The organism is Mesocryomonas fontinalis (genome assembly GCF_055730125.2).
Genome location: NZ_JBUZWG020000002.1, coordinates 71,971 through 82,719 on the forward strand (window position 1 = coordinate 71,971; position 10,749 = coordinate 82,719).

Consider the following 10,749-nt stretch of genomic DNA (forward strand, 5'->3'; position numbering starts at 1 on the left):
CCGGTAAAGGAACCGACCGATGGCATTGCCCGATTACTCCATGCGCCAGCTGCTCGAAGCAGGCGTCCACTTCGGCCACCAGACCCACCGCTGGAACCCGAAGATGGCCCCATACATCTTCGGCTCGCGCAACAACATCCACATCCTCGACCTCGCGCAGACCGTGCCGCTGCTGCACACCGCGCTGAAGGCCGTGTCCGACACCGTCGCCCGCGGCGGCCGCGTGCTGTTCGTCGGCACCAAGCGCCAGGCTTCCGACATCATCGCCGATGCCGCTGCCCGGTCCGCCCAGTACTACGTCAACGCCCGCTGGCTCGGCGGCATGCTGACCAACTGGAAGACCATTTCAAACTCGATCCAGCGCCTGCGCAAGCTCGACGAGATGCTGTCCGGCGAAGCCCACGGCTTCACCAAGAAGGAGCGCCTGACGCTGCAGCGCGAGCGCGACAAGCTCGACCGGGCGCTCGGCGGCATCAAGGACATGGGCGGCGTGCCGGACATGATCTTCATCGTCGACACCAACAAGGAAGCGATCGCGATCGAGGAAGCCAAGCGCCTCCACATCCCGGTCGTCGCCGTGATCGACAGCAACTGCGATCCGCGCCCGATCGACTTCCCGATCCCGGGCAATGACGACGCGGCCCGCGCGATCACGCTGTACTGCGACCTGATCGCCAAGGCTTGCCTTGACGGCATCGGCCGCCAGGCGGGCGCCATGGGCGTCGACATCGGCGCGATGGAAGAGGCTCCGATGGAGACGCTCGAGGAAGAGCCGATGCCGTCGCAGTCGGCCGCCGAGACCGAGACCGACGCCGCTTCCGATGCGCAGGCCGCCGCCGAGCCGCAGCCGGAGCCGGAAGCCCAGCCTGCTGCCTGAGACCTTGTGCCGGCGAAAGCCGGTACATCCTGACCGGACGGCGTAATCACGCCGTCACATTGACGGCGCACCTCTCGTCTGGCGACGGGGGTGCGCATGTTTCATTTTCCAAGAGGCTGATCGATGACCGTTACCGCCGCGATGGTAAAAGAGCTGCGTGAGAAGTCCGGCGCAGGCATGATGGACTGCAAGACCGCGCTCGCCGAGAACAATGGCGAGATGGAAGCCGCCATCGACTGGCTGCGCGCCAAGGGAATTTCCAAGGCCGACAAGAAGTCCGGCCGCACCGCCGCGGAAGGCCTCATCGGCGCCGCGTCGAGCGGCACCAAGGCGATCGTCGTCGAGGTCAATTCCGAGACCGACTTCGTCGCCCGCAACGATGCCTTCCAGACGATCGTGCGCAATGTCGCCAAGGTCGGCCTCGAGACGGACGGTTCCGTCGAGGCCGTCGGCGCTGCCGCCTATCCCGATTCGTCGAAGACCGTGACCGAGACCATCGTCGAGGCCGTCGGCACGATCGGCGAGAACATGTCGCTGCGCCGCGCCGCCATGCTGACCGTCACCGAGGGCGTCGTCGCGACTTACATCCACAACCAGGTCGCCGACGGCCTTGGCAAGATGGGCGTCCTCGTCGCCATGGAGTCCACCGGCGACAAGGCGGCTCTCGCCGCTTTCGGCCGCCAGGTCGCGATGCACGTCGCCGCCACCAACCCGCTGGCACTGACCTCGGCCGAGGTCGACCAGGCCACCGCCGACCGCGAGAAGGCGATCTTCGTCGAGCAGGCGCGCGAGTCCGGCAAGCCGGAAGCCATCATTGAGAAGATGGTAGAAGGTCGGATGCGCAAGTTCTACGAGGAAGTCGTCCTGCTCAGCCAGGCGTTCGTGATCAATCCCGACCTGACGGTCGAGAAGGCGCTGGCCGAGGCCGAGAAGGACTTCGGCGCACCCGCCAAGATCACCGGCTTCGTGCGCTTCGCCCTCGGCGAGGGCATCGAGCGCGACAAGAGCGACTTCGCTGCCGAGGTCGCTGCGGCCGCCGGCCAGAAGTAAGCTTTTACTCTCCCTTCGAGACTGCCGGGGGCGCCTGCGTGACAAGCGGGCGCCCTTATTGTATCGCAGGCCGGCTCGCGCTGCGGGCCCGCATTGCATGAGGACGATGGAAATGACGGCAGACATCCGCTTCAAGCGCGTGCTTCTCAAGGTTTCCGGCGAAGCCCTGATGGGCAGCCAGGGTTTCGGCATCGACGTGACCGTCGTCGACCGCATCGCCGGCGACATCGCCGAGGCGAGGGCGCTCGGCGCCGACATCTCCGTCGTCATCGGCGGCGGCAACATCTTCCGCGGCGTCGCGGTGGCGTCCAAGGGCGGCGACCGCGTTACCGGCGACCACATGGGCATGCTAGCGACCGTCATCAACGCGCTGGCGCTGCGCACCTCGCTCGCCAAGCTCGGCATCGAGGCGATCGTGCTCTCGGCCATCGCCATGCCGGAGATCTGCGAGAGTTTTTCGCAGCGCGTCGCCTTGGCGCATGCCGAGGCGGGCCGCGTGGTGATCTTCGCCGGTGGTACCGGCAACCCGTTCTTCACCACCGATTCCGCTGCCGCGCTGCGGGCTGCCGAGATGGGCGCTGCGGCGCTGTTCAAGGGCACGCAGGTCGACGGCATCTACTCGGAAGACCCGAAGAAGAACCCCAACGCCACCCGCTTCGACCAGCTGACACATGACGAAGTGCTGCAGCGCGGCCTCGCGGTGATGGATATCGCCGCCGTCGCACTGGCCCGCGAGAATCACATTCCCATCGTCGTTTTCTCGATCCATGAGAAGGGTGAGTTCGCCCGGATCCTGTCGGGCGGCGGTCGCGCCACCATCGTGACCGACTAGGCTGGATCGACACGGCGCAAAAGCAAAAGGACAGACCATGGCTGAATTCGATATCAACGACCTGAAGCGGCGCATGGACGGCGCGATCAACGCCCTCCAGCACGACCTCCAGGGCCTGCGCACCGGCCGCGCCTCCGCGAGCCTGCTCGACCCCATCACGGTCGAGGCCTACGGCACGCAGACGCCGCTGAACCAGCTGGCCAACGTGTCGATCCCCGAGCCGCGCATGCTGTCGGTCTCGGTGTGGGACAAGACGATGGTCGGCAAGGTCGAGCGCGCGATCCGCGACAGCCATCTCGGCCTCAACCCGATCACCGACGGCACCACCTTGCGCATTCCGCTGCCGGAGCTGAACGAGCAGCGCCGCAAGGAACTTGTCAAGGTTGCCCACACTTATGCCGAGAACGGCCGCGTGGCCGCACGCCATGTGCGACGCGATGGCATGGAGACCTTGAAAAAACTCGAGAAAGACGGCGATATGGGACAGGACGACGCCCGTCAGATGTCCGATCGCGTGCAGAAGATCACCGACGAGACGATTTCAGAGATCGACAGGACCCTGTCGGCCAAGGAAGCCGAAATCATGCAGGTCTAGAGCGCCTTGCGTCCCGAAGGGCGCACAGAGGATGCTCTAGCTTTTTGACTCTAGAGCATCTTTCCTCGATTGGGTGAGCCCACCCGATCGCTGGATGCCCTAGCCTGAACGTGCCTTCTGCGGCGGTGGAATCAAGAGGACAAGCGGTGCGACAACCCCAACACGTCGCCATCATCATGGACGGCAACGGACGCTGGGCGAAAGCCCGCGGCCTGCCCCGTACCATGGGTCATCGCCGCGGCGTGGAGGCGGTCCGCGAGGCCGTGCGCGCCGCCGGTGACTTCGGCATCCGCTACCTGACGCTGTTCGCCTTCTCGTCGGAAAACTGGCGCCGCCCGGCCGACGAGGTCAGCGAGCTGATGGGCCTCCTGAAGCTCTTCATTCGCCGCGACCTCGCCGACCTCCACAAGGAGGGCGTGCGGGTCAAGGTGATCGGCGCGCGCGAAAACCTCAGCAACGACATCCGCTCGCTGCTCGAGGAGGCCGAGAACCTGACGCGCGATAATACCCATACAACGCTGGTCATCGCCTTCAACTACGGCGGCCGCGAGGAAGTGGCGCGCGCCGTCCGGCGGATCGCCGACAAGGTGGCATCGGGTGAGATCAAGGCCGAATCGGTGACCGAGCAGCTGCTCGACGGTCACATGGACACCGCCGGCATTCCCGACCCCGATCTCATCATCCGCACTTCCGGGGAGCTGCGGCTGTCGAATTTCCTGCTTTGGCAGGCTGCCTATTCCGAATTCGTCTTTCTGCCTTGCCTGTGGCCGGACTTCGACCGCAAGGCGTTCGAAGGCGCGCTGCAGGATTTCGCCTCGCGCGATCGGCGCTATGGCGGCGTCTCCTGCGAGATCGCGTCCTGACCCGATGCGGATGATCCGATGGGCCTAGGAATCGGCAGGCTCGTTTCGACGCAATCCTGGGCCGATCTCAAATCGCGCCTGATCTCCGCCGTTATCCTCGGCGCTGCGGTGCTGGCGATCGCCTTCGTCGGCGGCTTGCCGTTCCGGATGCTGTGCTGCCTCACCGGCGTCATCGTGTTCGAGGAGTGGGCGCGGATGACCCGCGCCAAGCGGGCAGGGCCGATCTTCAAGTTCGCCCGCCGGGCGCTGTTCTTCAGCCTGTTCGCCTTCCTGCTCGGCGAGAGCCTCCTGTCCCTGATCATCATCGGCGGCGCCGGCCTGTTCGTCGCCTTCGTCGACCGGCGCGAGCGCAAAGCCGACTGGGCGCTCGGCGGGCTCGTCTATGCGGGCTTTGCCGCGCTGGCGCCCGGCATGCTGCGGGCCGACGACGCGGCCGGGCTTGCGGTGCTCGGGCTCGTGATCGCCGTCGTCTGGCCGACGGATATCTTCGCCTACTTCACCGGCAAGACGTTCGGCGGCCCAAAGATCATGCCCTCGGTCTCGCCGAAGAAGACGATCTCCGGCTCGCTCGGCGGCCTGGTTGCAGGCATGGCCTGCGGTTCCGCCTTCTATGTCGAGGTCACCGGCGAGTTTCCGCTCTGGATCCTCCTTCTCACCGCCGTGCTCTCCGTGCTCGGCCAGGCCGGCGACCTCTTCGAATCCTGGGTCAAGCGTCGTTTCGGCGTGAAGGATTCGGGCCGGATCATTCCCGGCCATGGCGGCCTGATGGACCGGATCGACGCGCTGATCATCGCGCTGGGCGCTGCGTGGATCGTCGGGGTGCTGCTGGAGGGAATCGAGCATCCGGCGCGGGCGATCTTCGCGATCTAGTCACCTCACACGATCTAATCACCTCACACAGAGTGTTTGCTTGCCGCGCGGCAGGCGGATTCAATAGGATAGCCGGAAGATAGCCGGAGCGGTTTGCAGGCATACCGGCCGATCCCGCCTTTCGAGCAAGGAAACAAGATGGATCTCTCGTCCGGCCTCGGCATGATCTGGGACACCGCCCTGATCAAGTTCGTGCCCTTCCTGTTCGTCCTGACGGTCATCGTCTTCTTCCACGAGCTCGGGCATTTCCTGATCGGCCGCCTCTGCGGGATCAAGGTTCTGGCGTTCTCGGTCGGTTTCGGACCGGAACTCGTCGGCTTCAACGACCGCCGCGGCACCCGCTGGAAGCTCTGCGCGATCCCGCTCGGCGGCTATGTGAAGTTCCTCGGCGACGAGAACGCCGCGAGCAAGCCGGACAACGCCGCCGTCGAGGCGATGGACCCGGCCGAGCGGGCGCAATCCTTCCCGGCCAAGAGCGTTGGACGGAGGGCGGCGACGGTCGTCGCCGGCCCGGTCGCCAACTTCATCCTCGCCATCGTGATCTTCGCCGGCGTCGCCTTCATCAGCGGGCGGCCGGTCGGCGATCCCGTGGTGTCGGAAGTGCGGGCAGGGACCCCGGCGGCGACCTCCGGCATTCTCGCCGGCGATCGGATCGTCTCGCTCGACGATACCAAGGTCACCTACTTCAACGACATCCTCGAATACGTGTCGACGCGGGCGGAGGTGCCGATCCGCGTCGGCGTCGAGCGGGCGGGCGCACCGCTGGAGTTCACCGTGACGCCGGCGCTGGTGACGCAGACCGATCCTTTCGGCAACGAGGTGCAGACGCCGCTGATGGGTCTCGTCGCCAGCAAGGAGAGCGCCGACTTCCGGGTCGAGAGCCTCTCGGCGGTCGAGGCGCTGAAGTTCGGCGTCGACCAGACCTGGTTCTTCACCCACCATACCGTCAGCTTCATCAGCGGGATCGTCACCGGGCATTCCGGCGCCGAGCAGATCGGCGGGCCGATCCGAATCGCCGGCATCTCCAGCCAGGTGGCGACGCTCGGCTTTGCCGCGGTGCTGATTCTGGCGGCGCAACTGTCGATCTCGATCGGCCTCCTCAATCTCCTGCCGATCCCGATGCTCGATGGCGGGCACCTGATGTTCTACGGATTCGAGGCGCTGCGCGGGAAGCCGCTGAGCGAGCGGGTGCAGGATGTGGGTTTCCGGATCGGCATCGTCCTCGTCCTCTCGCTGATGATCTTCGCGATGTGGAACGACATTTCCTGGCTGACCTAAGCCGTGGCTTGCGCGGGGCTTTTGTCCTCCTGCCGGTTTAAGCCTGTGTTAACCATGTATCAGGGAGCCGTGGCCGGGGAGCAACGGTTTTCCGATTCCTAAACTGAATCCGTCCAGTTTGCTTGAACGCGGTCCTAAAGCCGTTAAAAGGCAATGAGCGCATGATGCCGAAACGGCGTCGCTGCGGTGTTATGTATAAAAGGTGGGTGAAGCCTATGACGGCTGGATCAAAGCTCCTGAGGGCCACGTCGGCATTTGCGCTATCATCGACGATCCTGGCCACCACCGTCGGTGTCCAGCTCCTGATGGTGTCGCAGGTCCAGGCCGCGATGGTCAGCAACGTGGTCGTAACGGGCAACCAGCGCGTCGAGGCCGATACGATCCGCGGCCTCCTGTCGATCCGCCCTGGCAAGAATGCCTCGGAAGCCGACATCGACGAGGGCGTGCAGAAGCTCTACTCGACCGGCCTGTTCTCCGACGTGAAGATCAGCCAGAGCGGCGGCACGGTGAACGTGCGGGTCGATGAGAACCAGATCGTCAACCAGGTCGTCTTCCAGGGCAATTCCAAGCTGAAGGACGAGCAGCTCAAGGCCGCCGTCCAGACCCAGTCGCGCGGCGCCTATTCGGCTGCCACCGCCGAGGCCGACGTCGCCTCGATCAAGGAAGCCTACGGCAAGATCGGCCGCAGCGACGCGACCGTCACCGTCCGCACGCTCCCGGTCGACAACAACCGCGTCAACGTCGTGTTCGAGATGAACGAGGGCGACCGCACCAAGATCGGCACGATCAACTTCGTCGGCAACAACGCCTATGGCGATGGCCGTCTGAAGGAAGTGATCGCGCTGCGCGAATCCGGCCTGCTCAGCTTCATCCAGCGCAACGACATCTACGATGCCGACCGCCTGCGCGCCGATGAAGAGACGCTGCGCCGCTTCTACTATAACCACGGCTACGCCGATTTCCGCATCGTCTCCTCGGTCGCCGACCTCGACGAGACCAACAACAAGTACACCGTCACCTTCACCATCGACGAAGGCGAGCGCTACACCTACGGCAACGTTGCCGTCGAGAGCGCCATTCCGGGTGTCGACGGCGCCGCGCTCGAGCGCGAGCTGAAGACCCGCTCGGGCGACGTCTACAGCGCGCAGAAGGTCGAGGACTCGCTGGTCGCCGTGACCAACCGCGTCGCCGAGAACGGCTATGCCTTCGCCCAGGTCACCCCGCGCGGCGACCGTGACTTCAACAACCGCACGATCTCGATCACCTACGTCGTCGACCAGGGCCAGCGCGCCTACATCGAGCGGCTGGACGTGCGCGGCAACACCAAGACCCGCGATTACGTCATCCGCCGCGAGTTCGACGTCTCAGAAGGCGATGCGTTCAACCAGGTTCTGGTGCAGCGCGCCAAGCAGCGACTCGAGTCGCTCGGCTTCTTCACCTCGGTCAACATCTCGACCGCGCCGGGCTCCGAGCCTGACCGCGTCGTCGTCATCGTCGACGTCGTCGAGAAGTCGACCGGCGAGTTCTCCATCGGCGGTGGCTACACCACCGGCGGCGAGAGCGACGGCCCGGTTGCCGAAATCGGCGTCACCGAGCGCAACTTCCTCGGCCGCGGCCAGTATGTGAAGGTCTCCGCCGGCTTCGGCGCCGACACCCGCAACTACCAGCTGTCGTTCACCGAGCCCTACTTCCTCGGCCGCCGCCTGGCCGCCGGCTTTGACATCTACACCTCGACCAACACGTCGGAGTCCTACGACGTCGAGCGCACCGGTGGTTCGCTCCGTGTCGCCGCACCGATCACCGACGACTTCACCGCGCAGGTCGCCTACAACTTCAAGCAGGAGAAGTTCGGCGACGACAACGGCGGCGCCAAGATCGACGATTACCTCGTCGACAGCGCCGGTGCGCTGATCATCGGTGCGGACGGCAAGCCGGTCGTCGCGGGCAGCGACTTCGACGGCGATACCAAGGCGATCTACGCCACCTGTGGCGATCCGGATCCCTACGGCCTCGTCTCGGGTCGCCAGGTGGCCGGCGCCACCGACTTCACGGGCGCGCCGAAGTACACCCGCTCGACGATCATCAACCAGGCGATCTGCGACAGCCCGTACACGACATCGTCGGTGTCCTACGCGCTCACCTACAACACGCTGGACTCGACCAAGGACCCGCGCAACGGCATCATCGCCTCGTTCGGCCAGGAAGTCGCCGGCCTCGGCGGCGATGCAAGCTTCGTCAAGACCACGGGCAAGGCATCGTATTTCCAGCAGCTGCAGGAAGAGTACGACGTGGTCGGTCAGCTCTCGGTCGGTGGCGGCAACGTTGCCGGTCTCGACGGCGACCTGCGCGTCTTCGACAACTTCTTCAAGGGCCAGGACATCGTTCGCGGCTTCGAGACCAAGGGCATCGGCCCGCGCCAGTTCGAGCTGGACGCCAGCGGCAACCGCGTCGGCAGCGGCGTCGCGATCGGCGGCGAGAACTACCTGAACGCCACGGCGGAGACGACCTTCCCGCTGCCGCTGGTTTCGCGCGACTTCGGTTTCCGCGGCGCGGTGTTCGCCGATGCCGGTACCCTCTGGGGCACCGAGTTCGCCGGCGAGCAAGGCGTTGTCGGCGACGATCTGTCGATCCGCGCCTCGGTCGGTGTCGGCCTGCTCTGGGCATCGCCTTTCGGTCCGCTGCGCGTGAACTACGCCCACCCGATCGCCAAGGAAGACTACGACGAGACCCAGGAGCTGTCCTTCGGCTTCTCGACCCGGTTCTAAGGGATAGCGGGAGACCCCAGGGTCTCCCGCTTCGGTTTTGATGACAGACATTCGATTCTTTCCAGCCGGCGAGGGGCTGACCCTCTCCGCGCTCGCGACGCTCTGCGACGCCGAGCTCGTCGCGGGCGGCGACGGTACACGTCGCGTGCGTGGCCTTGCGGCCCTCGACGATGCCGGCCCGGACGATCTCACCTTCTTCGACAATGTGCGCTACCGCGAGGCGCTGGCGGCAACGCGCGCCGGCTGCGTCGTCGTTGCCCGCCGCAGTCTGTCGCTGGTGCCGGAGGGCGTCGCAGCGCTCGTCGCCCGCGATGCCGGGCGGGCGTTCGCGCTCGCCGGCCGGGCCCTGTTTCCCGACGCGCTGCTGCCGCAGGCGATGACCCCCGGCATTTCGCCTTCCGCCTCGATCGATCCGACCGCGGTGCTGGAGGACGGCGTCACGGTGGAGCCGATGGCGGTGATCGGTCCGCGCGTCGGCATCGGCCGCGGGACGGTGATCGCGGCCGGAGCCGTCATCGCATCTGACTGCAAGATCGGCCGCGACTGCCGGATCGGCGCCCATGTCAGCATCCAGCACAGCCTGATCGGCAATGGCGTGATCCTGCATCCGGGCGTGCGCCTCGGTCAGGACGGCTTCGGCTATTCGGCCGGGCGCGACGGCATTCTGAAGATGGTGCAGATCGGCCGGGTGATCGTGCAGGACGGCGTCGAGATCGGCGCCAACACGACGGTCGACCGGGGCGCCATCCGCGACACGGTGATCGGCGAGAACACCAAGATCGATAACCAGGTTCAGGTCGCGCACAATGTGCGGATCGGCCGGAACTGCATGATCGTCGGACAGGTGGCGCTGGCCGGCAGCGTGACGCTCGGCGACGGCGTCGCCATCGGTGGCCAGACGGCGATCAACAACCATGTCACCATCGGCGATGGCGCGCAGATCGCCGCCATCAGCAGCGTCGCCAGCGACGTGCCGCCCGGCGCCCGCTGGGGTGGGACGCCGGCCAAGCCGGTGCGGGACTGGTTCCGGGAAGTGACCTGGGTTAGTGAGATGGCAAAGGCGCGACGTGTACCAGGGGGCAGGGATGGACGAGACGACAACGACGCTTGAGAGCGCTGACATACTCCAGATCATGGAGCTCCTGCCGCATCGCTACCCGTTCCTGATGGTCGACCGCATCGTCGGTATCGACTCGGACAAGGCAGCGATCGGCATCAAGAACGTGACGGTCAACGAGCCGCATTTCATGGGGCATTTCCCGGGAACGCCGGTGATGCCGGGCGTGCTGATCATCGAGGGCATGGCACAGACCGCCGGCGCGATCTGCACCATGGCGATGGGCAAGGGCACGCCGCAGCTGGTCTATTTCATGACCATCGACAATGCGAAGTTCCGCCGCCCGGTGGTGCCCGGCGACCGGCTGGAATACCACGTCGTGCAGAACAAGAAACGCGGCAACATCTGGAAGTTCGACTGCGTCGCCAAGGTCGACGGCGTCAAGGTTGCCGAGGCGACCGTCAGCGCCATGCTGGTGGCCCGCGACCCGGCCTGAGCGCCATTGCGCGCCGGCGGGTCCGAGCTGACGCTGTCCCTTCCGTAACGGCGCCCTTTGCGGGGC

The 10,749-nt window shown here is 65.8% G+C and carries 10 protein-coding genes; all 10 read left to right on the top strand.

All coding sequences use genetic code 11. The features are described from left to right. Positions 1-19: 19 nt before the first annotated feature. The gene (rpsB, locus tag ACZL02_RS05520) at positions 20-877 is read left to right on the top strand and encodes a 30S ribosomal protein S2 (RefSeq protein WP_472937594.1); all 858 of its coding nucleotides are present in this window, start codon (positions 20-22) and stop codon (positions 875-877) included. 123 nt (positions 878-1,000) lie between these two features. Beyond that, positions 1,001-1,927 carry a translation elongation factor Ts gene (gene tsf, locus ACZL02_RS05525; protein WP_472937595.1) on the top strand — a complete coding sequence of 309 codons (927 nt, stop codon included), beginning with the start codon at positions 1,001-1,003 and terminating at the stop codon, positions 1,925-1,927. 112 nt (positions 1,928-2,039) lie between these two features. Then, positions 2,040-2,759, top strand: coding sequence for a UMP kinase (pyrH, locus tag ACZL02_RS05530; protein ID WP_472937596.1), 720 nt, complete (start codon positions 2,040-2,042; stop codon positions 2,757-2,759). A gap of 37 nt (positions 2,760-2,796) precedes the next feature. Further along, positions 2,797-3,354, top strand: a complete 558-nt coding sequence (gene frr, locus ACZL02_RS05535) for a ribosome recycling factor (protein WP_472933301.1) — start codon at positions 2,797-2,799, stop codon at positions 3,352-3,354. Positions 3,355-3,530: 176 nt separating this feature from the next. Continuing rightward, the gene (locus ACZL02_RS05540) at positions 3,531-4,217 is read left to right on the top strand and encodes an isoprenyl transferase (RefSeq protein WP_472938137.1); all 687 of its coding nucleotides are present in this window, start codon (positions 3,531-3,533) and stop codon (positions 4,215-4,217) included. Positions 4,218-4,235: 18 nt separating this feature from the next. Continuing rightward, positions 4,236-5,087: a phosphatidate cytidylyltransferase gene (locus tag ACZL02_RS05545; RefSeq protein ID WP_472937597.1), complete on the top strand. Its 852-nt coding sequence runs from the start codon at positions 4,236-4,238 to the stop codon at positions 5,085-5,087. A 138-nt stretch (positions 5,088-5,225) separates the two neighbouring features. Further along, a complete protein-coding gene (rseP, locus tag ACZL02_RS05550; RefSeq protein WP_472937598.1) occupies positions 5,226-6,365 on the top strand; it encodes an RIP metalloprotease RseP in 1,140 nt (379 codons plus the stop codon). Positions 6,366-6,580: 215 nt separating this feature from the next. Then, on the top strand, positions 6,581-9,130 hold the full coding sequence (gene bamA / locus ACZL02_RS05555) for an outer membrane protein assembly factor BamA (protein ID WP_472937599.1): 2,550 nt from the start codon (positions 6,581-6,583) through the stop codon (positions 9,128-9,130). A 40-nt stretch (positions 9,131-9,170) separates the two neighbouring features. Then, on the top strand, positions 9,171-10,241 hold the full coding sequence (gene lpxD, locus ACZL02_RS05560; RefSeq protein WP_472937600.1) for a UDP-3-O-(3-hydroxymyristoyl)glucosamine N-acyltransferase: 1,071 nt from the start codon (positions 9,171-9,173) through the stop codon (positions 10,239-10,241). After that, positions 10,216-10,683, top strand: coding sequence for a 3-hydroxyacyl-ACP dehydratase FabZ (gene fabZ, locus ACZL02_RS05565; RefSeq protein WP_472933309.1), 468 nt, complete (start codon positions 10,216-10,218; stop codon positions 10,681-10,683). Before lpxD ends, fabZ begins: the two co-directional genes overlap by 26 nt. Positions 10,684-10,749: the final 66 nt, after the last annotated feature.

Coding starts and splice junctions, on each gene's coding strand:
- ACZL02_RS05540 (WP_472938137.1), top strand. CDS start 3,531: ATGGACGGCAACGGACGCTGGGCGAAAGCCCGCGGCCTGCCCCGTACC.
- pyrH (WP_472937596.1), top strand. CDS start 2,040: ATGACGGCAGACATCCGCTTCAAGCGCGTGCTTCTCAAGGTTTCCGGC.
- bamA (WP_472937599.1), top strand. CDS start 6,581: ATGACGGCTGGATCAAAGCTCCTGAGGGCCACGTCGGCATTTGCGCTA.
- rseP (WP_472937598.1), top strand. CDS start 5,226: ATGGATCTCTCGTCCGGCCTCGGCATGATCTGGGACACCGCCCTGATC.
- fabZ (WP_472933309.1), top strand. CDS start 10,216: ATGGACGAGACGACAACGACGCTTGAGAGCGCTGACATACTCCAGATC.
- tsf (WP_472937595.1), top strand. CDS start 1,001: ATGACCGTTACCGCCGCGATGGTAAAAGAGCTGCGTGAGAAGTCCGGC.
- frr (WP_472933301.1), top strand. CDS start 2,797: ATGGCTGAATTCGATATCAACGACCTGAAGCGGCGCATGGACGGCGCG.
- rpsB (WP_472937594.1), top strand. CDS start 20: ATGGCATTGCCCGATTACTCCATGCGCCAGCTGCTCGAAGCAGGCGTC.
- ACZL02_RS05545 (WP_472937597.1), top strand. CDS start 4,236: ATGGGCCTAGGAATCGGCAGGCTCGTTTCGACGCAATCCTGGGCCGAT.
- lpxD (WP_472937600.1), top strand. CDS start 9,171: ATGACAGACATTCGATTCTTTCCAGCCGGCGAGGGGCTGACCCTCTCC.